Annotated in this window: 23 protein-coding genes, 1 tRNA gene and 1 pseudogene; 11 read left to right on the forward strand and 14 right to left on the reverse strand. The window is 57.4% G+C overall.

Going from position 1 to position 22,032, the window contains the following annotated elements; genetic code table 11:
- Nucleotides 1-7: 7 nt before the first annotated feature.
- The 5 genes from pgeF to AC3WP7_RS00205 all read right to left on the reverse strand — a co-directional run bounded on the left by pgeF (nt 8) and on the right by AC3WP7_RS00205 (nt 4,403).
- On the reverse strand, nt 8-733 hold the full coding sequence (gene pgeF / locus AC3WP7_RS00185; protein WP_093529263.1) for a peptidoglycan editing factor PgeF: 726 nt from the start codon (nt 731-733) through the stop codon (nt 8-10).
- A 27-nt stretch (nt 734-760) separates the two neighbouring features.
- Nucleotides 761-2,578 (reverse strand): gamma-glutamyltransferase, encoded by a 1,818-nt coding sequence (ggt, locus tag AC3WP7_RS00190; protein ID WP_102591643.1) that lies wholly within the window; start codon nt 2,576-2,578, stop codon nt 761-763.
- A 36-nt stretch (nt 2,579-2,614) separates the two neighbouring features.
- On the reverse strand, nt 2,615-3,394 hold the full coding sequence (locus tag AC3WP7_RS00195; RefSeq protein ID WP_093119987.1) for a PhzF family phenazine biosynthesis protein: 780 nt from the start codon (nt 3,392-3,394) through the stop codon (nt 2,615-2,617).
- A 189-nt stretch (nt 3,395-3,583) separates the two neighbouring features.
- A tRNA-Met gene (locus AC3WP7_RS00200) sits at nt 3,584-3,660 on the reverse strand.
- A gap of 191 nt (nt 3,661-3,851) precedes the next feature.
- Entirely contained in the window at nt 3,852-4,403 is a 552-nt protein-coding gene (locus AC3WP7_RS00205; protein WP_092240549.1) for an RNA polymerase sigma factor, read from the reverse strand.
- Nucleotides 4,404-4,664: 261 nt separating this feature from the next.
- On the opposite strand from AC3WP7_RS00205, the gene sctW reads away from it, so the two are divergent.
- The 11 genes from sctW to sctU are packed head-to-tail and all read left to right on the forward strand — an operon-like array spanning nt 4,665 to nt 14,766.
- Nucleotides 4,665-5,714, forward strand: a complete 1,050-nt coding sequence (sctW, locus tag AC3WP7_RS00210; RefSeq protein ID WP_092240551.1) for a type III secretion system gatekeeper subunit SctW — start codon at nt 4,665-4,667, stop codon at nt 5,712-5,714.
- Nucleotides 5,711-7,804: a type III secretion system export apparatus subunit SctV gene (gene sctV / locus AC3WP7_RS00215; protein WP_092240553.1), complete on the forward strand. Its 2,094-nt coding sequence runs from the start codon at nt 5,711-5,713 to the stop codon at nt 7,802-7,804. The genes sctW and sctV overlap by 4 nt, the downstream gene beginning before the upstream one ends.
- 10 nt (nt 7,805-7,814) lie before the next feature.
- The gene (locus AC3WP7_RS00220) at nt 7,815-8,714 is read left to right on the forward strand and encodes an FHA domain-containing protein (RefSeq protein WP_170856030.1); all 900 of its coding nucleotides are present in this window, start codon (nt 7,815-7,817) and stop codon (nt 8,712-8,714) included.
- On the forward strand, nt 8,711-10,069 hold the full coding sequence (locus AC3WP7_RS00225) for a FliI/YscN family ATPase (RefSeq protein ID WP_092240555.1): 1,359 nt from the start codon (nt 8,711-8,713) through the stop codon (nt 10,067-10,069). The genes AC3WP7_RS00220 and AC3WP7_RS00225 overlap by 4 nt, the downstream gene beginning before the upstream one ends.
- Complete coding sequence (sctO, locus tag AC3WP7_RS00230) at nt 10,056-10,484, forward strand: type III secretion system stalk subunit SctO (RefSeq protein WP_092240557.1); 429 nt, start codon at nt 10,056-10,058, stop codon at nt 10,482-10,484. The genes AC3WP7_RS00225 and sctO overlap by 14 nt, the downstream gene beginning before the upstream one ends.
- A complete protein-coding gene (locus AC3WP7_RS00235; RefSeq protein ID WP_102591642.1) occupies nt 10,481-10,939 on the forward strand; it encodes a type III secretion system HrpP C-terminal domain-containing protein in 459 nt (152 codons plus the stop codon). The genes sctO and AC3WP7_RS00235 overlap by 4 nt, the downstream gene beginning before the upstream one ends.
- A complete protein-coding gene (locus AC3WP7_RS00240; RefSeq protein WP_102591641.1) occupies nt 10,936-11,952 on the forward strand; it encodes a FliM/FliN family flagellar motor switch protein in 1,017 nt (338 codons plus the stop codon). The genes AC3WP7_RS00235 and AC3WP7_RS00240 overlap by 4 nt, the downstream gene beginning before the upstream one ends.
- Nucleotides 11,949-12,602 carry a type III secretion system export apparatus subunit SctR gene (gene sctR / locus AC3WP7_RS00245; protein ID WP_092240562.1) on the forward strand — a complete coding sequence of 218 codons (654 nt, stop codon included), beginning with the start codon at nt 11,949-11,951 and terminating at the stop codon, nt 12,600-12,602. The genes AC3WP7_RS00240 and sctR overlap by 4 nt, the downstream gene beginning before the upstream one ends.
- 7 nt (nt 12,603-12,609) lie before the next feature.
- Nucleotides 12,610-12,873, forward strand: a complete 264-nt coding sequence (gene sctS, locus AC3WP7_RS00250; RefSeq protein ID WP_065888055.1) for a type III secretion system export apparatus subunit SctS — start codon at nt 12,610-12,612, stop codon at nt 12,871-12,873.
- Between the two features lie 10 nt (nt 12,874-12,883).
- Entirely contained in the window at nt 12,884-13,672 is a 789-nt protein-coding gene (gene sctT / locus AC3WP7_RS00255; RefSeq protein ID WP_092240564.1) for a type III secretion system export apparatus subunit SctT, read from the forward strand.
- The gene (sctU, locus tag AC3WP7_RS00260; protein WP_092240566.1) at nt 13,669-14,766 is read left to right on the forward strand and encodes a type III secretion system export apparatus subunit SctU; all 1,098 of its coding nucleotides are present in this window, start codon (nt 13,669-13,671) and stop codon (nt 14,764-14,766) included. The genes sctT and sctU overlap by 4 nt, the downstream gene beginning before the upstream one ends.
- A 42-nt stretch (nt 14,767-14,808) precedes the next feature.
- On the opposite strand, the pseudogene AC3WP7_RS00265 reads toward sctU, so the two are convergent.
- The 9 genes and pseudogenes from AC3WP7_RS00265 to AC3WP7_RS00305 all read right to left on the reverse strand — a co-directional run bounded on the left by AC3WP7_RS00265 (nt 14,809) and on the right by AC3WP7_RS00305 (nt 21,954).
- Nucleotides 14,809-15,091 (reverse strand): annotated as a pseudogene (locus AC3WP7_RS00265) (transcriptional regulator).
- 11 nt (nt 15,092-15,102) lie between these two features.
- Nucleotides 15,103-15,306 carry an HrpT family type III secretion system protein gene (gene hrpT / locus AC3WP7_RS00270; protein WP_092240568.1) on the reverse strand — a complete coding sequence of 68 codons (204 nt, stop codon included), beginning with the start codon at nt 15,304-15,306 and terminating at the stop codon, nt 15,103-15,105.
- A complete protein-coding gene (gene sctC / locus AC3WP7_RS00275; protein ID WP_102591640.1) occupies nt 15,303-17,432 on the reverse strand; it encodes a type III secretion system outer membrane ring subunit SctC in 2,130 nt (709 codons plus the stop codon). The genes hrpT and sctC overlap by 4 nt, the downstream gene beginning before the upstream one ends.
- Nucleotides 17,433-17,446: 14 nt before the next feature.
- A complete protein-coding gene (locus tag AC3WP7_RS00280) occupies nt 17,447-17,839 on the reverse strand; it encodes a type III secretion protein (protein ID WP_102591639.1) in 393 nt (130 codons plus the stop codon).
- Between the two features lie 308 nt (nt 17,840-18,147).
- Nucleotides 18,148-18,741: a type III secretion system stator protein SctL gene (gene sctL / locus AC3WP7_RS00285; protein WP_092240573.1), complete on the reverse strand. Its 594-nt coding sequence runs from the start codon at nt 18,739-18,741 to the stop codon at nt 18,148-18,150.
- Nucleotides 18,742-19,314: 573 nt separating this feature from the next.
- Nucleotides 19,315-20,115 (reverse strand): type III secretion system inner membrane ring lipoprotein SctJ, encoded by an 801-nt coding sequence (gene sctJ, locus AC3WP7_RS00290; RefSeq protein WP_092241378.1) that lies wholly within the window; start codon nt 20,113-20,115, stop codon nt 19,315-19,317.
- 5 nt (nt 20,116-20,120) lie between these two features.
- Complete coding sequence (locus AC3WP7_RS00295; protein WP_092240575.1) at nt 20,121-20,489, reverse strand: hypothetical protein; 369 nt, start codon at nt 20,487-20,489, stop codon at nt 20,121-20,123.
- A 126-nt stretch (nt 20,490-20,615) separates the two neighbouring features.
- Nucleotides 20,616-20,795 carry a hypothetical protein gene (locus AC3WP7_RS00300; protein ID WP_092240577.1) on the reverse strand — a complete coding sequence of 60 codons (180 nt, stop codon included), beginning with the start codon at nt 20,793-20,795 and terminating at the stop codon, nt 20,616-20,618.
- A gap of 235 nt (nt 20,796-21,030) precedes the next feature.
- A complete protein-coding gene (locus tag AC3WP7_RS00305) occupies nt 21,031-21,954 on the reverse strand; it encodes a sigma 54-interacting transcriptional regulator (RefSeq protein WP_092240579.1) in 924 nt (307 codons plus the stop codon).
- Nucleotides 21,955-22,032 lie beyond the last annotated feature (78 nt).

Genomic DNA, 22,032 nt, shown 5'->3' on the forward strand with positions numbered 1-22,032 from the left:
CTGCCTCTCACCGCTGCGTACGAGCAATCCACGAATAGATCAACGTCTTCATTTCCTCCGGGTGATGCGTCCTTCGGCGGTAGCTGGCAAAGGTGGGGGAGGTGCAGTAAGTGCACACCTCACTCACCTCGATTTGTTCACGCCGGATGCCGGCCGCTTGCAGCAACATCACGCCATACCCGCTCAAGTCAAACCACGCGCTTGCTGCTTGCCTGGCGTGGGGCGGTGCAATTTGCGCGGGCAATAACGGTGCGGGTTGCGCTGCGCTCCACGGCGCCCGCCCGGTTGCCCACAGGTGCCCCTGGTCAGCCTGGAACTGCGCAACAAACCCCTCGCTCACCTCATAGCAGCACGGTTTGATCGACGGTCCGATCGCCACGCGCAACTGGTCGACTGCAATCCCTTCGTCGGTAAAACGCTTGATTGCATTGGCGATGATCCCGCTTTGCAGCCCCTTCCATCCTCCATGCACCGCAGCGACCTTTTCGCCGTTCTGCGCGGCAATCAGAAGGGGCAGGCAGTCAGCGGTGATCACCGCGATGGGCTTGTGCTCACCTGTGCATACCCCGTCCGCTTCAACGGTATTGGGTACCTGGTCGGCTTGCCACTCGATCACTGAGGCGCTATGCACCTGCTTGCAGATGAACACCCCATCGGGGCGCAGCGGATCATTGATCGAACAAAAACCGTGGTCGACGCCAGGGATGGCGCCGAGATTATCTGCCTGTTGCACGAGCGCTTTCTCCGATGTTTGAAGTGTTCAGTCGCCGACCGCTTTGCCTTCACGCCGAGGGTCGGCGCCGCCACTGAGCGACACCTTGCCCTGGGCATCCCGCATGCGAACGATGGCCTGGATGCCGCTGGTCATATCGATCTCGCTCAGGGCATGGCCTCTGTCCTTGAGGGCCTGTTTCAGTGCAGGGCTGAACAGGCCGGTCTCCAGCTCGGTGGCACCATTTCGACTGCCGAAGTTCGGCAGGCTGATGGCCGCTTGCGGGTCAAGTTTCCAGTCAAGCATCGCCACCAGGGACTTGCTGACGTACTCGATGATTTGCGAGCCACCGGGCGAGCCGACCGTGGCCAGTAACTCGCCGCTGTTGCGATCGAACACCAGGGTCGGCGCCATCGCCGAGCGCGGGCGCTTGCCGGGCTCGATGCGGTTGGCCACCGGCTGGCCGTTTTCCTCGGGGATAAACGAGAAGTCGGTCATCTGGTTGTTGAGCAAGAAACCTTGCACCATCAGATGAGAGCCGAACGCCGCTTCCACCGTGGTGGTCATCGACACGGCGCCACCCTGGTCATCCACCGCCACCACTTGTGAGGTGGAGATGCGCAACGGCGAGCGGTCCGGCGCATAGGCCACCTGGATACCCGCTGGTACGCCCGGTTTGGCGATGCCCATGCTGCGCTCGCCGATCAAGGCGGCGCGCTTGGCCAGGTACTCCGGTGCGACGAGGCCCGAGACCGGCACGGGCACGAAGTCCGCGTCCGCGACGTAGAGGCCGCGATCAGCGAAGGCCAGGCGCCCGGCTTCGGCCAGCAGGTGCACGGCTTCGGGCGTTGGTTCAAGGCCGGCAGGCGATGCGCTTTTTACCGGAGGCATCGCCGCGATGTCCTGGGCTTTCAGGGCCTGCAAGGTGCCCAGGATTTGCGCGACGGCGATCCCGCCCGACGACGGCGGTGGCATGCCGCAGACTTTCCACTGCTTGTAATCGGTGCACAGTGGGGGGCGCTCCTTGGCTCTATAGCCTTTGAGGTCTGCCTGGGACAGGCTGCCCGCGTTGCGATGACCTTGCACCTTGCGTGCGATCTCATCGGCAATCGGCCCTTGGTACAGCGCGTCCGGGCCTTCCTTGGCGATGCGTTTGAACACATTGGCCAGCGCCGGGTTTTTCAACACGGTGCCGGTGGCTTTCGGTGTGCCATCGGCATTCAGGAAATACGCCGCCATATCTGGTGATTGCGGGATGTTATGGTCAGCCGCGATCAGGCTATGCAAGCGCGCAGAAATGGCGAAGCCCTGTTCCGCCAGGCGGATTGCCGGCTCGAACAGCGTGGCCCAGTGCAACCGGCCAGTCTTCTTGTGCGCCATTTCGAGCGCGCGCAATACTCCAGGCGTACCGACTGAGCGTCCCCCAATCTGCGCCTCCGCAAACGCCATCGGTGTGCCGTCGCCCCTCAGGAACAAACGCTCGGTGGCCCCGGCCGGCGCGGTTTCACGGCCGTCATACGCGTGTACGTTTTTCCCGTCCCACACCATGATGAACGCGCCGCCGCCGATGCCGGAGGACTGCGGCTCCACCAGCGTCAACACTGCCTGCATTGCAATCGCCGCATCTATTGCCGAACCGCCCATGCGCAGCATCTCGCGTCCGGCTTCGGCTGCCAGCGGGTTGGCCGCCGCGGCCATATGGCGCTCGGCGTGTTGAGTCGTGAGGTCGGTGCGATAGCCGGAACCCAGCTCCGGTGCCGGAGGCTGTTGGTTGACCGGGGTATGGCAGGCAGCCAGGGTGAGGGCTGCGGCAATCACCGACAGTTGACGGCGGGAAATCGAAAACACGCGCTGAACTCCGTTCATTTTGAGAATGATCTGTTGTCCTTGGGGTAGTGCTTTTTACAGGTAAATCGTGCCTTGCAGGTAGAGCACCCCGTGGCCGGAAATGATCACGCGATCACCCTTGAGCTCGCAGCGCAGTTGGCCACGGCGCTTGCCGCCCTGTTCGGCGGTCAACCGGTTCTTGCCCAGGCGCTCAGCCCAGAATGGCGCCAATGAAGTGTGGGCCGAACCGGTCACCGGGTCTTCATTCACACCCACATTCGGCCCGAACCAGCGGGAGATAAAATCAAACCTCGCGCTTTGGGCCGTCACGGCGATGCCGCGTTTGGGCAGGCCCTTGAGGTGGGCGAAGTCTGGTGTCAGTGCGGCGACTTGCGCTTCGTCTTCCAGCAGTACGATGTAGTCATCAGTGCTGAACACGTCGGCCTGTTCAATGCCGAGCGCGCTCAACATGCCATCGGGCGGTTCGCAGGGTTGTGGTTGCTTGGCGGGGAAGTCCATCGACAGTTCATCACCATTGCGCGTCACCCGAAGTTCGCCGCTACGCGTGGCAAAGCGCAATACCTCTGGCGCGTCCGTCAGTTGGTGAATCAACACCCACGCCGCCGCAAGCGTGGCATGGCCGCACAGGTCCACTTCTATTTCGGGCGTAAACCAGCGCAATTCGTAGAATTCGCCGCGAGGTACAAAGTAGGCCGTTTCAGAGAGGTTGTTTTCGGCGGCGATGGCTTGCAGTTGCTCATCGCTGAGCCATTCGGTGAGCGGGCAGACTGCCGCGGGGTTACCGCCGAAGGGGGACTGGCTGAAAGCGTCGACTTGGTAGATGTCCAGTTTCACCGTGGAGCACTCCGTGCTTAGAGGGGAGGCTGGACACTAACAGCGGGTCAAGGGAGCGTCAAAATACAGATGGCGCCTTTTTTCGGGCGCAACTCTGGGCCGTAGGGGGAGGAGCGCTTCGAGTATGCCCCGCACTTTTCTCCAGGCATAAAAAAACGGCCTACCTTTCGGTAAGCCGTTTTTAGTACTTGGTGGCTACACAGGGACTTGAACCCCGGACCCCAGCATTATGAATGCTATGCTCTAACCAACTGAGCTATGTAGCCAAGTGGCGCGCATTATTCGCGTAGAACGGCAATGCGTCAAGTATTTATTTTGAATTTTATCTACGCTTTCAACTGTTTAAGCGAAATTGCCGGATCGGGCGACGAGTGGTTCGCGATTCGCCCGCCTGCGCAGTCAGAAAAGCCTGATCGCGGTGGGCAGATATCCCTGCCGTCCAGCGCAACGTCTGATTTTAAGAACGCGTCGAGTTGTGAGTGGCGCGTTTAAGCTGTTCGCGCGCCCGAGAGAGGCGCGAGCGGACCGTGCCGATCGGAATCTCCAGTGCGTCGGCGGTCTCCTGGTAGCTACCGTCGGTTTCCAGTGAGGCGTAGAGCGTCTTGCGCATCTCTATGGGTAGGTGGTCGATGGCGCTCAAGGTTTTCTCCAGGCGTCGATTGATTTCAAATTCCCAGTCCAGATTGTGGTTGTCTTCCTGGCCGTGCCACAGCGACTCGTCGAATTCGCAATGCACGGGTTTGGCATACAAGCGCCTGAAGTGGTTGCGTATGAGGTTTTGCGCGATACCGCACATCCAAGTGCTGAGCGTGGCATTCCCGCTGAAACGTTCACGGTTACGCCAGGCTTCCAGGTACGTCAATTGCAGCAGGTCGTCTGCATCTTCGGGGTTGAGTACGCGCTTGTGAATGAAGCGCCGAAGTTTTTTTTGCTGGTCGTCTGTCAGGTGAAGCATGAATTGAGGCGAGCTGCCAACCAGGTGCGCTAAAGCTTCAATAGGGATATTCATGGATTTTTCCTTGGAGTAGACGCAGTCGAAAGGTGTCGACGAGAACCCCATTTGCACTGGCTGTGCCAGGCGGAAAAATTTCATAATCTATTGATTTATATGCATAAAAATTTTTTGTTGGCGCGCTTTTGTGCAAGTGCTTGCAGAAAGCGTTGAAGGCTTGTGCAAGTTTTTTCAAATGTGCAGTGGACCATTTGTTGATGGAACCGCTTTGGCTGCTTTTGCCACACAGGGAAATACTCTTCCTGTTCAGGTCCAGTCATGGTTGATTTCCCTTCCGAACTGCAAAAAATTCGCAACGAGGATCGGCCAAGTGTCAGTCATACCTCCACACCTACTGCAAGCCAGGTAGCCGATGACCTGGCTCTTCTGTTCAACGAGGAAGTGGGAGCCAGCAGCCGGGCACTGAATCGGCGGCAGCTCATCCTGCCTGTGGCTGCGGTTCAGTTGCTTAATCAGCTTTATGATCAATGGGGTCATCCCGCCAAGAAGACGTTGGCAATGGCCATATTGCAATTCAAGCAGCAGCTGCGAATGCTTGTCGGGGTTGAAAAGTTGCTGGGGCTTTGCGAGGGCGACCCCGCTCTCACCTTTATTGTGCTCAAGAATGTGGAAGCCCAGTCGGGCACCGAAGCAACCTTGGCACGCGATGCAATCATCAAGCTTGAGGCGCGTTTCAAAGGGGAGATCCAGGCAGGTCTGAATACTGCGGCTGCACTTCGGGCGGGATGTGCCGACCTGCAAGAGCGTCAGGCGCTGCGAATGCTCTATTACACCAACGTGGTTTCGCGCCAATCCCTGATGAAGATCCTGCAGGCACTGCTGGATGTATACGGTGACGAACGGTTTTCAAAAGGGCTCAAGGTGATGCAAAAAGCCTTGGCGGACGATATCGCGGCGAAGGTGTCATCATTGCCCTCGGCGCATTTGCGTACCTTGCTCCTGGGCCTGCAAAGCTGTTGGCAGTTGAGTGGAGTATTTGTCCTGTGCCAGGCATTGATCGAGCGTCTGAGGATAGAGCGCGTTACGTCGAAGCTGATGCAGCGCTTGTTGGGTTACACCACTACAGGCATCGACTCCCAGGAACTTCAACGACTGTTGGAGGAACTGGAAGCGGGCAGCCAACTCAGCCGCACCCTGATAGCCCTCAATGCCATTTACTCGGTATTCAACAAGTTCCCTCTGGCATTGTGGTTTGACAACCGGACGCGTGATCAGCTTCTGCACAACCTGTTGGTAAGAATGGGGGAACTCACGAAAATGGAGCGTGAGTACCTGCAAGCCACGGCAACGCCGGAGACTCTTGCGTGACTGCGCTTTCGGCCATCAACCGTTTTTTGCTGAAAGTCGCGCAGCGCGCCGAAGTGCTGGGCGCCGTGGTGGTGATGGCCGTCGTGTTCATTTTCATCGTGCCGCTGCCCACCTGGCTGGTGGACATCCTGATTGCGCTCAACATCTGTATCTCGTGCCTGTTGATCGTATTGGCGCTGTACCTGCCGGGGCCATTAGCGTTCTCATCGTTTCCGTCGATTCTGTTGCTGACCACTATGTTCCGCCTGGCGCTGTCGATTGCAACCACACGTCTGATCCTGCTGGAGCAGGACGCCGGTGAGATCGTCGAGGCCTTCGGCAATTTCGTGGTCGGCGGCAACCTGGCGGTGGGGATGGTGATCTTCCTGATCCTGACGCTGGTCAACTTTCTGGTCATCACCAAAGGCTCGGAGCGGGTGGCCGAGGTGGCTGCGCGTTTCAGCCTGGATGCCATGCCCGGCAAGCAAATGTCCATCGACAGCGACCTGCGTGCCGGCCTCATCGACGGCATGCAGGCAAGGGACAAGCGAGACCAGTTGTCTCGCGAGAGCCAACTGTTCGGGGCCATGGACGGTGCGATGAAGTTCGTCAAGGGCGACGCTATCGCCGGCCTGATCATTGTCGTGGTCAACCTGTTGGGCGGCTTCGCCACAGGCATGTTCCAGCATGGCTTGAGTGCTTCCGACTCTATCAGCCTGTATTCGGTGCTGACCATCGGCGACGGTCTGATTGCGCAGATCCCGGCGCTGCTGATTTCTCTCACCGCCGGCATGATCATCACCCGTGTGGCGCCGGATGGTCGCAAAGGCATCACGAACATGGGCGCCGAAATCGCCCGGCAGATGACGAGCGAACCCAAGAGCTGGGTGATCGCTTCGGTTGGGATGCTCGCCTTTGCGGCGGTGCCTGGCATGCCTACCGTGGTGTTTATCCTGATAGCGTTGGTCACTGGAAGCCTGGGGTATTACTTGATGCGCCAGCGCCAACGGCAGGAACAACCCAACGCTGGAGCCGAGGAAGCGGTGCGCCCCGAAGAGAATGGCCATGAGGATTTGCGTGGGTTCGACCCCACAAGGCCCTACCTGCTGCAGTTCTCTCCGGTGCTGCGCGGCACGCCCGAGGTGGCCGATCTTATTTATGCGATTCGCCAGGCGCGAAATGCGCTGGTCACCAATATCGGCCTCACATTGCCATCGTTCGAGGTGGAACTCGATGACACGCTGGCCGACGATGAAATGCGCTTTTGTGTGCATGAGGTGCCAATGGTCAGGGCATCGGTCGTCAGCCTGGTTGCAATTGAGCGCAAGGCATTCACCATTGAGCCTGCGCACGCCATAGCGGGGCAGGCGGAGCGCGATGAGCAGGATTGGCTCTGGGTGCCGCCGGATGATCCGTTGCTCGATGATCCGCAGTTGGAGCGCTTCACTGCGGCGAGCCTGATCGTAGAACGCATGAAGCAGGCCATGATGCTCAGCGGGCCACAGTTCCTGGGGATTCAAGAGAGTAAGTCGATCCTCGGCTGGCTGGAGCACAACCAACCGGAATTGGTCCAGGAGCTCCAGCGGATCATGCCGCTGTCGCGGTTTTCGGCAGTGTTGCAACGCTTGGCCAGCGAAGGTGTGCCGTTGCGGGCGGTGCGGCTGATTGTCGAGTCACTGATCGAGTACGGCCAGCATGAGCGTGAACCGGAGGCGCTGGCCGACTACGCGCGCATTGCGCTCAAGGCACAGATCTACCATCAGTACAGGGAAGCAGACGGCCTGCACGCGTGGCTGCTGTCGCCGCAGAGTGAAAACATCCTGCGTGAGGCATTGCGCCAGACCCAGACCGGCGTGTTCTTCGCACTCGACGAAGAGCATAGCGCGGCGTTGGTCAACCTGCTCAATCAAGCCTTTTCCGTGCGCCCGAAATTCAAGAGCGTGATGCTGGTCGCGCAGGATTTACGCAGCCCTCTGCGTACCTTGTTGCTGGAAGAGTTCAACTACGTACCGGTGTTGTCCTTTGCCGAGCTGAGCAGCACCTCAAAGGTCAAAGTACTGGGGCGTTTCGACTTCGGTCAGCATGAGTTGATGCGTGGTGCTGTGGAATGAGGGCTTGATGATGTTTGAGTTACGCGTGCTTGATGGACTGCACCAGGGGGCAGCGCTGCCTTTGTTTGGGGAGCAGTGGAGCATCGGTGCTCACACCGACGCCGATCTGTTACTGCACGATCCTGGTATCGCCGAGCAGCATGCAAGGCTGAGGCTCATTGATGCGAACTGGTCGGTGCAGGCCGAGGCCGGGTTGTTGCGCGGGGCTGATGGTCAGGTGCTGGCTCAGATCGCGCGTCTGGCGCTCAACGATGTATTTTCAGTGGGAGGCGTGCGTCTGTGTGTCAGTCTGGCCGATGAGCCCTGGCCTCAATCACCCGCTCCTGCACCGGTAGCACCGCCCGCGCTCAATGAGCCGGCGCGGCAACTCAACTTGTCTACCATCTCCCACTCCCAGCAAAAGCGCCTGGTCAGCCTGGTGCTGGCGATAACGGTCATCTTCATCGTGGTGGGCATGGCCTACACCGGGGACCCGGAGGCCAAGGCGTCCTTGAGGCCGCCGGTGGTGCAGAAGCAGGCGTTGGCCTCACCGTTCGACGTGCGCCAACAGCTGTTGAAGATGCTCAACGAACGCGAGTTGAGCCAGCGCGTCAACTTGCAGGTGATCAATGGCCAGGTCGCGCTCGATGGCGACGTTTCCCAGGACGATGTAGAGCTGGTCGCACGCATGCTCAACCGTTTTGGCGAACAATACGACAGCGCGGTACCGGTGATCAGCCGTGTGCGCGCGCGCGATGGAGCCTTGCCGTTCAAGATTGTGCAGATTGTGGGAGGAGCCAATGGTCACGTCGTGCTGGAGGAAGGTAGCCGGCTGTTTGTTGGTGATGAAGTGGATGGCCTGCGCCTGGTGCTGATCGACAATGGCAAAGTGGTGTTCGACGGCGCGCAGCGTTATGAGGTGCGCTGGTGAGCACGGAAGTACAGGCGCGTCTCGACGCTTGGCACCAGCATCAGGTCCAGTCGTTGGCCGCCTTCGCGCCCGTGTCGATGCGTGGGCGGATCCAGCGTGTCAATGGCATGTTGCTGCAGTGCCGATTGCCCCAGGCGCGTATCGGGGATTTGTGCCAGGTGGAGAAAAGGCCAGGCGACTGCATGCTCGCCGAGATCATCGGTTTTGACCAGCAGGATGCCGTACTCAGCGCCTTGGGCAACCTGGAAGGTGTACAGGTGGGCGCTGGTGTCGAGCGCCTAGGGGTATCCCATCGGGTACGGGTCAGCGAGGCACTGCTGGGCCAGGTGCTGGACGGTTTCGGGCGGGCGATCGCGGGAGATGGGCCCAGCGCGTTTGTCGAAGCTGACTTGGCGGATACCAGCGCAGTCCTGTGTGAGGCGCCATTGCCCACCGAACGGCCACGGATCAACCGTGCACTGGCAACCGGTGTTCGCTCGATCGATGGTTTGCTGACGCTGGGCGAAGGACAGCGTGTAGGACTGTTCGCGGGGGCAGGGTGTGGCAAAACAACCCTGTTGGCCGAAATCGCCCGTAACGTGGAGTGCGACGTCATCGTGTTTGGCCTGATCGGCGAACGGGGTCGCGAACTGCGCGAGTTTCTTGATCATGAGCTCGATGCACAACTGCGTGCCAAGGCGGTGCTGGTGTGTGCCACGTCCGATCGTTCCAGCATGGAGCGAGCACGTGCAGCATTTACGGCGACCGCGCTGGCTGAAGGTTTTCGCCGCAAGGGCAAGCGTGTGTTGCTGCTGATCGATTCCCTGACCCGTTTTGCCAGGGCCCAGCGTGAAATCGGCCTGGCGGCTGGCGAACCCCTTGGTCGCGGCGGCCTTCCTCCTTCTGTCTACAGCCTGTTGCCGCGGCTGGTAGAGCGCGCCGGGTTAACGAATGAGGGCGTGATCACGGCGATCTATACGGTGCTGATCGAGCAGGACTCCATGAACGACCCGGTGGCTGATGAAGTTCGCTCGTTGCTCGATGGTCATATCGTGCTGTCCCGTAAGTTGGCCGAGCGTGGGCACTATCCTGCGGTCGATGTGCTGGCGAGCTTGTCGCGGATCTTGAGCAACGTCGCCGAGCCTGCGGATATCCAGGCGGGTACTGCGTTGCGACGTTTGTTGTCGGCGTATCAGCAGATCGAGCTGATGCTCAAGCTGGGGGAGTACCAGTCTGGAAGTGATGCCCTGACCGACCTTGCCGTGGAGAGTCGCCAGGCTGTCGATGGTTTCTTGCGCCAGGACTTGCGTGAGCCTTCGCCGATGACCGCGACACTGGATCAACTCAAGGAGCTGACTGCCTATGTCCCATTCTGATGTGCTGCTCGGTGAAGTCGAGACGCTGCGACGCCTGCGCCGCCACCGAGCGGACCGGGCAGAGCGTGCCTTGCGTGAGGCCAAGCGGGCCCAACAGGCGCTGTTTGCGCATATCCGGCAGGCCGAGGATGCACTTGAGCAGACTCGGCAGGAGGAGGCTCGACGAAGTACTCAATTGCTCGATCAGCATCAGGGTCAGGTATTGACCCTTAAGGCCCTGAAATCCTGGAGTGCTCAGGAGCGCTCGTTGTCCGCCACTACCCGCAGAGAAATGGGGCAATTGGCGGCATTGCAAGACCAGCGGGAAGACAAGCAAGCCCGCGTTGGCACTGCTCAGAAAAAGGTGACCGATTGCCTGCGACAGGTGGAAAAACTCCAGGAACTATCTCTTTTACTGGCACAGGAGCCAACATGAACCAGGTATCAGACAAACCTGCTGAACGCCCACGCTCGAATGAGTCACGAGAGGAACGAGAGCCGGGAACTGCGGGCGTGGTGCCGGCGGAATTGACGCGGTTGTTCGCCCAGTTCTGGGCCGGTGACGATGAGGGGTCAGGCGATCGAGGTTCCCTGCGGGGAACAAAAGCCTCGGGCGGCACGGCCATGATTGAGGCGCTGACCGAGCAACTGGTGCCTCGTCTGCAGGCCACTTCGCAGTGGCCGCTCCAAGCTGTGTTGTACTTGCCCCGCCTGGGGCGGATCAACGCCAGTGTGCGCCGCGAACAGAGTAGCTGGAGTATCGATCTGGAAGCGCAAGAGGAGGCGACCGCACGCTGGCTTAGCGGCGTACGGCAACAGTGTGAAGATCGGTTTGCACTGACGCTGGGGCGGTCGGTCAGCCTGTCTCTACCTACTATCGGCAGCACATGATAGTGCCGCTTTTGACATTACCTTCGATCAACGGCGACATAGCTGCTGCGCGACGTCGACTGGGACGCGGCATGAGCTTGGTGTTCCATGTGGCCGGGCAGGCAGGTCAGATGCTGCTCGAACCTGGACGTGCTCCCGCCGGTGGCCAGGCGATGTTCTTCGAAACCGCGTGTGGCGTGCTGGCTCTCGCTGAAGCTGGGCCGTTGCTCAGCCTGCTGGGTGAATGCCCCGTGACGTTAGCCCCCTCCGGCAACGATCCGGATTCCTGGTTTTGGGCGTTGTTCCAGTTTTACCTGAGCCCTCAGGTGAAAGCCGTGTTGGGCTATGTGCGATTGCTGGAGACCGAACAACTCCCCAAGGCGTTTGGCTGCCGGCTCAGTGTGGCCCTGGGTAACGCCCGGGTCGAAGGGTATGTGTGGCTGGCTCCCGAGAGTTTTCTGGTGTTGTGCGACGCCGGCCCATGGCGCGCCACGGCCCGACCGATGCCCGCGTCGTTTCGGTTGACCATTGCAGTGACCCTGGGGCGCCTGCAGTTGCCGATCGCCCAGGTACGCAGCCTGCGCACTGGTGATGTGCTGGTGCTTGAGCAGAGCTTCTTTGTGGCCGAGGGCAGCGGCTACCTACAGGTTGGCACACAGCGACTGTATGGGCGCATTGACGATGACAGCGGGCCGTTAGGCCTGACCCTTACTTCAATTGAGGAGACGTCTGTGGACGAAGAATATCTAGCCCCCGACTACGCTGGGGATGAGGGTGATGAGCCTGTGATGGACGTATTCGGTCACGAGCCGTTCGACGAACTGAGCATGGCGCTGAACGTGCGCTGCGGCACGTTGAACTTGACCCTGGGCGAGTTGCGTAACCTCGCGCCGGGCGCGGTGCTGGGCATCGCCGGTTATGCGCCAGGCATGGCTGGCCTCTATTATGGCGATCGACCGATTGGCCAGGGACAGTTGGTTGAAGTCGACGGGCGTCTGGGCTTGCAGTTATCCCGTGTGATGTTCGGCCGATGATACTTCAGGGGTTGGACCCCTTAGTCCTGGCGGTCTTTTTAGCGGCATTGTCATTGATGCCCATGCTGTTGATCGTCTGCACGGCGTTCCTGAAGATCGTGATAGTGCTGATGATCACCCGTAACGCCATTGGTGTGCAGCAGGTGCCGCCGGGCATGGCCATCAATGGCATCGCGCTCGCAACCACGCTATTTATCATGGCGCCGGTGGGGTATGAAATAGCTGAGAACATCAAAGCCGCACCGCTGGACCTGAGCAATGTGCAGACGCTTCTGCAGACGGGAAGTGAAGCGATTAAACCGTTGCGTGCCTTCATGTTGCGTAACGTCGACCCGGATGTGCTGACACATCTGCTGGAAAACACGTCACGTCTGTGGCCCGCTCAACTGGCCCGGGAGGTGCAACGCGAAGACTTGATTCTGTTGATCCCGGCGTTTGTGCTGTCGCAACTGCAGGCGGGGTTCGAGATCGGCTTCCTGATCTATATCCCCTTCATTGTCATCGACTTGATTGTCTCCAACCTACTGTTGGCGTTGGGCATGCAAATGGTCTCGCCGATGACCATTTCCTTGCCGCTCAAATTACTGTTGTTCGTGATGGTGTCCGGTTGGTCACGGTTGCTTGACAGTCTGTTCCTCTCCTATCTCTGAGTGGCTTATGGAACCCATTGTGCTGTTCAAGCAGGGCATGCTGTTGGTGGTTGTTCTATCGGCACCGCCGTTGATCGTGGCGGTGGTGGTGGGCGTGATGACGTCTCTGGTACAGGCGTTGATGCAGGTGCAGGACCAGACGTTACCCTTCGGCATCAAGCTGGTGGCGGTGGGTATCACGTTGATCATGACCGGCCGCTGGATTGGCGTGGAGCTGATCCAACTGATCAACCTGACCTTTGACATGATCGGCCGATCGGCCCTGAACTGAGACTCTGCCCGTGCTGCTGTATCTCGAGTATTTGCCCAGCCTTTTGGTCGGCATGGCGCGTATCTACCCCTGTGGCATCCTGGTGGCGGCGTTCTGTTTTCAGCATATAAAGGGCATGCCGCGGCATACCATCGTGATGGTCCTGGCATTGATACCTGCACCGGGTATTCATGCGGCGCTGGCAGGTCAGGATTATTCCGCGATGCTGCTGAGTGCGCTGGTGCTCAAGGAGGTGGCCCTGGGGATTCTGATGGGTGTGCTGCTGTCGATGCCGTTCTGGATGTTTGAGTCAGTGGGGGCGTTGCTCGATAACCAGCGCGGCGCTTTGGCCGGTGGGCAGCTCAACCCATCGCTGGGGCCGGATGCGACGCCGATCGGACACTTGTTCAAGCAGTTGGCGATTTTTCTGCTGATGGTGAGCCTGGGGTTGGGCACGCTGACCCAAGTGATCTGGGACAGTTACCTGATCTGGCCACCCACGGTGTGGTTCCCGCTGCCGGCAGCAAATGGCATGAGCGTATTCATCGACCTGTTGGGCGACACCTTTAGGCACATGATGCTCTACGCTGCACCGTTTATTGCGGTGCTGTTGTTGCTGGAGTTCGGCATCGCGCTACTTGGGGTTTACAGCCAGCAGTTACAAGTGAGTACGTTGGCACCACCGGTCAAGAGCCTGGCGGGAATAGGTATCCTCTTGCTCTACTTTGCGCTGTTGCAGGACCTGATCATCGGGCGCATGGGGTTGTTGGGCGATCTTAAACACTCGTTGAGGCTGCTGATCAAGGTCGCCATCCCATGAGTGATTCCGGCGAAAAAAAGCACCCGGCGTCAGCCAAGAAACTGCGTGACCAGCGTAAGAAAGGCCAGGTCGCCCAAAGCCAGGATGTGTCAAAGCTGCTGGCGTTGACGGCCATCAGCGAGATTGCCCTGTTCACTGCCGAGACTAGCCTGCAACGCTTCCAGCAACTGATGCTGCTGCCGATATCACGTTTGACTCAGCCTTTTGTGCGAGCGTTGGAGGAGGTGCTGCTTGAAGGGATGGTGGTGTTTTTCTCATTCGCTCTGCTGATGGCCGCAATGGCAATTACCACCAAGCTGATCAGCAGTTGGATGCAGTTCGGGATGCTGTTTGCACCAGAGACCCTGAAGCTGGATTTCAACCGCCTCAATCCGCTCAGTCAAGTCAAGCAAATGTTCTCTGCCCAACAGTTGATGAACCTACTGATGAGCATCGTGAAAGCCTGCCTTATCGCTTTGATTCTGTATGTGGTGATCTGGCCCTCATTGGGTACGCTGATCAACTTGGCTACCAGTGATCTGCAAAGTTACCTACTGGCATTGATAGCGCTGTTTCGCCACTTGCTGCATGCCTGCCTTGGCATGCTGCTGGTACTGGCGCTTATCGACTTCGTCATGGTGAAGCACTTCTTCGCCAAGCGCATGCGCATGACCCAGGTCGAGGTGGTCAAAGAGTACAAGGAGATGGAGGGCGACCCTCACGTCAAAGGCCAGCGGCGTTCACTGGCGTATCAATTGGCTCAGGAAGAACCCAAGGTCAAACTGCCCAAACTGGAAGAGTCCGACATGCTGGTGGTCAACCCGACGCACTTTGCAGTCGCCTTGTACTACCGCCCAGGTAAAACGCCGCTGCCCTTGCTGGTCAGCAAAGGCACGGATGCTGAGGCCCGCCAACTGATCCAGCGCGCCAAGGCGGCTGATGTGCCGGTGATCCAATGTGTATGGCTGGCTCGCACGCTCTACACGAATAAGCTGGGAGCAAGCATCCCTCGCGAGACCTTGCAGGCGGTGGCGCTGATTTACCGCACCTTGCGCGAACTCGATGATGAAGCCAAGCGCGAAACCCTCGAACTGCCGGAGCTTGAACGCCGTTGATCAGCGGTTTGAGCCAATGTCCAAGGCTTGCAGGTTGGCCAGTTAAAGCATCCGGCTAAGGATTCTGTCCAGCGTGCTGTGGGTTGCAGGCAGTGCGTGCCAGATCACCAGCGTGTACTGGGCGTCTAGGTAAACAAAACACCCATCGAATGCCAGTGCCTGCTCAAAGCGTCGCTCCGACACGGGTTGCAATTGGCCGGCCTGCAAGGCAATGCCGGGGCGGTTCCCTGCGCGCAGTGCACACACTACCGGGTACAAGGGTCTGGTGAGTGGCAGAGCCACTCACCAGACTGTCCAGAAACACCTGGCGTTGATCGTCAGGCATTTCCTGGCGACTCATCGTTCCAGCGACACCGTCTGGTAGTCCGGGCGCTCGCCGGCGGGGCCGGGTTCGGCGCGCATGGATGACGGCCACCAGATCACCATCTGGTCCTTGGTCGATTGCGGGCGTGAGCACGAATCGCCTTTGCAGGTGGGCGTACAGCCGCTGACGAGCAATGCCAGGCCGATCAAGATGACGCATAACGGGCTGTGTTTCATGGTTGGGCCTTCTGAGCTGGAGTGATCAAGGAAGGGCGGGGTACGCTGAGGTGTTCATCCTTCACCACGGTGCGCATGGCGATAAACACTTCGGCCTCTTCACCTGGCTTGAGCCACGCACGCGGCCATACGGTGACCGCCAGGGTCTGCGCGGTGCTGCACTCTTTCTCGTCGATACGTACGTTACGTTTGAACTGGTTGCGCAACACCACCACCGCTACGTTGAATTCCGGGCCTGCGTACCATTGGCTGCGTCCGGTATTCAGCGCGAGCAAATCTCGGGTGCTGCATAAAGTGTTCAGTCCCAGGGGCATCGGTGCCGCCTTGAAAGGTTTGGGCACTTCCCCACTGACCAGATGTGCCAGGGTAGTAATGATGTCACTGCGTTTTACTACCGGTTGATGGGGGGAGTAGCGCCTTGCCAGCGGTGCGAGGGCGGCTTGCAGCTCGGCTTGGTCAGCTTGTGGCAAGTAACGCGACGGATCGTCCTGGTCGCCGATAACCCGTGGGGTGAGGATGAACAAGCGTTCGCGCCGATTGTTCTGGCGTTCTGTCGAGGAGAACAACGCTTTGCCCAACAGTGGGATATCGCCCAGGAGGGGAATCTTGCTTTGCTTGTCGGCACTTTCAGTGACCTGGAAACCGCCAACCACCAGCGAGCGCTTTTCCGCCATTACGGCTTGGGTGCTGACCTTGCCCCGGCGGACATCAAGGTGGTTGGGGTCAGGGTTGGACTCGTCGAAATTGCCATCTTCAATGTCCACTGCCAAATGGATCTGGTGACTGCCGCGACTGGTGGTAACCCTGGGGACCACCTGGAAGCTGGTGCCCACGGTGACCGGCAAAATTGTTGCGTATTCAGTGCCACGACTGAGGTACTGGGTGCGGTTGAAGTCGATTACCGCTGGTTGGTTTTCCAGGGTGAGCACTGAAGGGTTCGAGACCATGGTTGCCAGTCCCTTTGTTTCCAACGCGCGGATATCGGCGTAGAAACGGTCACGGTTCTTAATCGACAATTGCGATGAGGTACCGGGTGCCATGTTGACCTTGAAGCGGCTGTTCTGGAAGCCCCAGTTCACCCCGAATTCGCGCAACTGCGTACGATCGATATCGAGAATGATCGCATCGATTTCGATCAGCTTGCGCGCGACGTCGAGCTGGTTGATTAGCTCGCGGTACATGGCCTGGCGTTCAGGCAAGTCATAAATCAGCACAGCGTTGTTGCGCACATCGGCTTCGACGCGTATTCGGCCGCCGGATACCGGTGCTCGTGGGGGCAGCGCCGGCCCTGCGTCCACTTGCCCTGTGTTGCCGTTTGCACCGAGCATTTGGCCCAGCAGCGGGTTGCCCAGCCGAGGTACGTTTGGCGTGATAAAAGCAGGCTGGTGCGTGGGGCGTTGGCTCAGGGCGGAGAGTGCTGAGCCAGAACGTGGTTCCAGCAACCCTCGTAAAATGCTGGCGACGCCGAGGATATTGAGTTTTTCGCCGCGATAGTCCACTTGGCGATCAGCTGCGTTGGCGAACTTCAGCGGGTAACTCAGTACGCTCTGTTTTTCATCCGCTGAGCGGCGTTGACTGCTGAACTGCTTGATCTGTTCGATGTAGCGCTTGGGGCCGGAGACAAGTACCACGCCATCTTCCGGTAATTCTCCCCAGCCGAAACGGCTATCGAGCAGTCCGATATCAGTCAGCGCCTGCTTGAGGTCGCTGATCGTTTCCGACGAGACTTCCAGGCGCGCGGAGTCCTGTTGGTCCAGCGTGCTGATGTAGAGGGTGTTGTTGTAGAGATACCACTGAAAGCGATGCTCAATCCCTAGTCTGTCCAGCAGTGACTGAGGAGTATTCGCGCGGATCTTGCCGTTGACGTTGCCTTCCAGCAGGCCTTCGATTTGCAATTGAGTACCGAAGGTTTGGGCGAAGTCCTCGAGTACGTCTCGTAGGGGTTTGTGCTCCGCCTCGTAGGCGTAGGCGGTATTTTTCCATTCTGCGGGAACGGCAGCCAACGTGCTGCTTAGCGGGATCAATAGCGAGCAAAGCAGGCAAAGGCTGCACCAAAGGGCGCATTTTGATAAAACGCCGGGCGAATAAAAACGCAGACTCCTGCGCTCGCGGGTCTTGTTATTCATGGAAAGTGCTCTGGTTAGTACAACTGTGAACGTAGTGGGAAGGGCTTGACGCTCAGGGAGGGGCGCCCAAGACGTGCGAAGATGGCTCGCCATGTATCGCGCTGATTGAGCAAGGCGACCACACAGTTGAGCACATGCGCCTCATTCAGTTCGCCTTTCAGACGCTGAGTAAGCCATAGCGCACCCGTGTTTCGATTCTGAGCCAGTGCCCGCTGGAAATGCGCGAGGCTGGCGGTACCCAGGCGCGTCCAATACTGTAGAGCGACGCCGTCAGTTCGAGTTGAAGACAGTTCGGCGCCAAGCAACAGAACGTTTGTCTGATTAGTCAAGGTGACGTCACCGTCCTCTTCAAATAATGTCATTTGTTCTTCTTTGTTGCACAGCCAGTTGCCAATTGAATGGTTCATTTACGTGAAAAAATCAATGGTAGTTTTGAGTGACTGATTGACAAGTTTTGCGTGATCCTGATCAAACGAATTGGCCATCTCTTTGTTAAGTGCCAACCTGAAAAAAAGTTCGCCATCCCAATTGTCGGGTGACGCTTCACTGAAAAAAGACTTGAATTCCTTGTCAGCGTTCTTCCGGATTCTTGTAACTTCTGAAGTGAAGGTGCTATAGAAGTCCATGATCTACCTGTATGACTGATGATTGTCGAGTGAGTGGAAAATTCATTGCTAAATAGGGAATATTAATAAACGACTGGAGCGTCGCGAGGTCAGACATCGATCCAACGATCTTTGCCTTGTTCGTAAAGAGCGTTGCGCATGTCGTGCCAGCTGATTCGGAAATCTCCTTCGTCTGTCTTCAATACAAGTGTTTGGGAGTGGATTGAATTGTCGGCGGTAAGCTTCCAGAGCGTGCTCCCATGATGGGCTAAACAGTGCGTTACTTCTGTAAGGTCATGTGGGTGGCACATTAGTGTCGCGCTGATTTCATCGACTTGGCTTTTCAGCAATTGCTTAACGAGGGCTGCCACTCGTTGGGAGGCTACAGTCTCGTCAAGCAGGCTACCAATAGCCTGCTTGGTGATCTGGGTGGCGTAATGCTCTAAGTTGTCGCACATCGTTTGCCTACTACGTTCCCACCGCTTGAGCTGAGCGTCGGCGCGTTGCCAGATTTCAAGCGAGGCCTTTTCCAGCAACTCCTCACATTGTTTTTCTGCACACCTGATCAACTCCTCAGCTTGAATGCTTGTGTCACGCAACAGCTGATTAGCATGCTTCCAGTCTGCTAGCTCTTCCCGAGGGATTATGTTGCGTGGCACGCTAGACGAGCGCCCGGATAACTCAATGTTGGAGCGGCATAACATTGTTGAACTCCTCACGTGTGTCTGCGGTGGGCATGTCATCACATCTCCGATGTAGTAGCGCGCCATACGACGGCCTGCCAGAGTGTGTCGAGTCGGTTACCTGTGATTCCGTGCAGAGGGTGTTTTGCCTCAATCTCGATTACACATTTACGGGGGAATCGCAATCTAAGACGCTGCCAGATCGCGGGTTCTACCCAGCTATAGAGCAGTTGTAGCGGGTCAGAACCGGGCGGCAGCATCACGGGGGGCAGCGCCTTGGAAAGACGCCTGCACCATTGGTGATGAATGTTAGTCAGGAGGGCTGAGTCCTGGGGGTTAAAGGTGTCGTGAACCAACGCCAACATTAGGTTGAGTTGTTCCCTCGAGGCCAGAACCAGGCGGATTACTGTGGGGTGTGGGTCAACGGGCAAACAGGCTGCATAACCTGAGAGGTTGTCGGGTGCTGACTGTCCACTACGAAAAAGCGTTTCAATCACAGTGTACTCTTCGCCCTTCCAGTCTTCGTGGGCAGATTGCCAGGGATACACCCACCATCGCGCCCACGACAGGTGTTCATGAAACTGATGGTCGAGACTAGGCGTCATGAGTCGAAACCGTTGATTTGTCGGTTGAGCCCGCCTGATGAAGACCGTTTTGACGCCGTTTGTATAGGAACAATATGGCGAGCGGTAGCGAGACCATGCCGAGTAGTAAAACGATCATGCTGGTTTGCCAGAAACCGAGATCATCCCCGGGCACCAGGAAAGGGCCGAAGTACACTAGCCGTTGAGGTTCCTGGTAAATCGCCGCAGGCACGAATATCACCGAGAGTTTCTGCAAGTTGTCCACTGCCGTAGACATGCCAGGGATACTGCTCGCCACCAATCTGCGGATCCGTGCTCTGATATTATCGGGGTCCAGCCGTGGGTCGTGCTTGATGAATACAGAAGCAGATGCCGGTTGTACTGGCTCCCCCGGAGCGATGCGTTCAGGCAGTACCACATGCACGCGTGCGACGATGACGCCGTCAATGTTGGACAAGGTGGCCTCAAGTTCCTGGGACAAGGCATAGATGTAGCGTGCCCGTTCCTCCAGCGGCGTTGAAATTACCCCTTCCTTGCGGAATGTATCCCCCAGCGTGGTGCGCGCGACTCTGGGTAGTCCTACGGCTTCCAGCGTTCTTACGGCACGCCCGATATCAGCGGTGTTAACCGTGATGACAACACCGTCCTTGGCCGGAAATTTGGTGGCACGAATATGTTTATCAGCCAATTCGGCAACGACTTCATTGGCCTCCTGTTCGGAGAGCTGGCGATGAAGTTCCACGCGATCACTGCATCCGCCTAATAGGGATACAATACCAATGAACATGACGGCAAGGAGAGAAGGGCTCATTGTCATTACTGCAGGTTACATATTTTGTCGAGGCCTTGGGTCGTCTTGGCGAGGCATTTCGTCAATAGATGTGGAGTAAGTTGTGCGTTGAAGAAGTCGCGAGGGAACGTTTTGTAGACTTCAAAATCCAGCTCTTTTTTAGGTGCGCGGACCAGTTTGGTAAAACGGTTCATTGAGGCGCTGAGCTGATTGGATGCCTCAATAAAAAGCTGCGGGGCAGCCGACCTTGAGGGCACTGCCTTCGCATCGCTTGAGCCTTCAAGCATTGATGAAAAAAAACTAGCATCACTACCGGAAACTGGTTGCTCAGATGCTGAGTAGGTAACGCCATCGCTATCGGACTGATCTGAAAAGTAAGTTTCTTTTATTCGCATGGCATGTGGGCTCATTGATTACGTAAAGTAACTTTGTATGAGAGCAGATGTAGTGACCTTTAGGCTGGCAACAGGGTTACCTCTTGTCCATAGGGACAAGAGGCAACCGGTAGATCAACTGATTATTTACTGACCTTTGGCTTTTTGTAGCATGTCGTTAACGTTTTTCATCTCGGCGCCTAGCCAGTTATTATCTAAGGTGTCTCTTAGGATCTTCTCCTTTATTATTTTACTCTCCGCCTCTGCGTCACTTAGACCAGGGTATTGGAAATTGGGAGCGTAGCCTTGACCGACTGGATTAGTCATATGATCTCCTAGCTATATTTGAGTTTAGTTATCCCAGCATATAATTGCTTGGGTGTTATCTGTGTGGCTGTCGAGAAGGTTGGGTTCCCTGTGCGCCGGGATTAAATGTTTCTAATTGTATATTTCAATGAGTGTATTTATGTATGCAGCCAATGCCTTGATAGGCTAGGCATTCCAGGGATGTTTATGATTAAAACACTGTGGCCTTTTAGTCAGAAAACGAACGACATTGGCCTCACGCCAGTGAAATTTCCAGATGTTTGATCCTGTGGTACAGCGTACGCTTGGAAACACTTAATTCAGTGGCCACTGTATTTACACAGTATCCATGGCGGCGCAAAGACGCCTCAATCAGCATTTTCTCTATTTGCTGCAGACTTGACTTCAGGCTTGTTTTTTTGTCCTGGTGGGGCGTGGGCGAATTTGAGAGCACTGGCAGTCCTAATACAAATCGCTTCGCCGTTGAACGCAGCTCGCGAACGTTGCCCGGCCAAGAGTGAGCGAACAGCTGCTGCAGCAGGCTCTCGGGTGGAGGAGGGGCAGGAAGTTTGAAATATTCTGCTTCTTTCTGGATCATCTCCAGAAACAGTGAAACGATACAGTCGCGTCGATCCCGCAAGGTAGGTAGCTGAATGTTGACTACGTTCAGGCGGAAGTACAGGTCGCGCCTAAAGGTGGCTTGCTCTACCATTTCGTGCAACGAATGCTGGGCTGACGCTATGACGCGCATGTCCACCGGGATAAAGCGGGTCGAACCCAGGCGCTCCACGCCGCGTGATTCCAGTACGCGCAGCAATTTGGCTTGCAGGCTCAGTGGCATGCTGTCGATTTCATCCAGGTACAGCGTGCCCAGGTGGGCGGCCTCGACATAACCGGCGCGTGATTGTATCGCGCCGGTATAAGCGCCGCTGTTGACGCCGAACAATTGGCTTTCGGCGAGACTTTCAGGGATAGCTGCGCAGTTTACGGCGATGAAGTTACCCCGCCGGCCGGATAGATGATGAATTCGCTGAGCCAATGTATCCTTGCCAGTGCCGGTTTCCCCTAGTAATAAGATATCGATGTTAAACGTAGCCGTGCTACCCAACATGCTTCTAATATCGGGGTCGTCAATCAGGTATAACTCCGTCTCATTTTCCATGTGGTCGAGCGCCGACATCGAATGATAACTCCATAATTGCTATTACGTCATTGCAGGTAATGCTGTCGAAGGCTCGCTTCAGTAGATAGAATTTTA

The organism is Pseudomonas sp. FW305-3-2-15-C-LB1, from assembly GCF_058787615.1.

Coding starts and splice junctions, on each gene's coding strand:
- AC3WP7_RS00240 (WP_102591641.1), top strand. CDS start 10,936: ATGATAGTGCCGCTTTTGACATTACCTTCGATCAACGGCGACATAGCT.
- AC3WP7_RS00235 (WP_102591642.1), top strand. CDS start 10,481: ATGAACCAGGTATCAGACAAACCTGCTGAACGCCCACGCTCGAATGAG.
- AC3WP7_RS00280 (WP_102591639.1), bottom strand. CDS start 17,839: ATGAACCATTCAATTGGCAACTGGCTGTGCAACAAAGAAGAACAAATG.
- sctJ (WP_092241378.1), bottom strand. CDS start 20,115: ATGAGCCCTTCTCTCCTTGCCGTCATGTTCATTGGTATTGTATCCCTA.
- AC3WP7_RS00305 (WP_092240579.1), bottom strand. CDS start 21,954: ATGTCGGCGCTCGACCACATGGAAAATGAGACGGAGTTATACCTGATT.
- ggt (WP_102591643.1), bottom strand. CDS start 2,578: ATGAACGGAGTTCAGCGCGTGTTTTCGATTTCCCGCCGTCAACTGTCG.
- sctW (WP_092240551.1), top strand. CDS start 4,665: ATGGTTGATTTCCCTTCCGAACTGCAAAAAATTCGCAACGAGGATCGG.
- AC3WP7_RS00205 (WP_092240549.1), bottom strand. CDS start 4,403: ATGAATATCCCTATTGAAGCTTTAGCGCACCTGGTTGGCAGCTCGCCT.
- hrpT (WP_092240568.1), bottom strand. CDS start 15,306: ATGAAACACAGCCCGTTATGCGTCATCTTGATCGGCCTGGCATTGCTC.
- AC3WP7_RS00220 (WP_170856030.1), top strand. CDS start 7,815: ATGTTTGAGTTACGCGTGCTTGATGGACTGCACCAGGGGGCAGCGCTG.
- AC3WP7_RS00300 (WP_092240577.1), bottom strand. CDS start 20,795: ATGACTAATCCAGTCGGTCAAGGCTACGCTCCCAATTTCCAATACCCT.
- sctU (WP_092240566.1), top strand. CDS start 13,669: ATGAGTGATTCCGGCGAAAAAAAGCACCCGGCGTCAGCCAAGAAACTG.
- sctC (WP_102591640.1), bottom strand. CDS start 17,432: ATGAATAACAAGACCCGCGAGCGCAGGAGTCTGCGTTTTTATTCGCCC.
- sctL (WP_092240573.1), bottom strand. CDS start 18,741: ATGTTATGCCGCTCCAACATTGAGTTATCCGGGCGCTCGTCTAGCGTG.
- sctR (WP_092240562.1), top strand. CDS start 11,949: ATGATACTTCAGGGGTTGGACCCCTTAGTCCTGGCGGTCTTTTTAGCG.
- sctS (WP_065888055.1), top strand. CDS start 12,610: ATGGAACCCATTGTGCTGTTCAAGCAGGGCATGCTGTTGGTGGTTGTT.
- sctO (WP_092240557.1), top strand. CDS start 10,056: ATGTCCCATTCTGATGTGCTGCTCGGTGAAGTCGAGACGCTGCGACGC.
- AC3WP7_RS00295 (WP_092240575.1), bottom strand. CDS start 20,489: ATGCGAATAAAAGAAACTTACTTTTCAGATCAGTCCGATAGCGATGGC.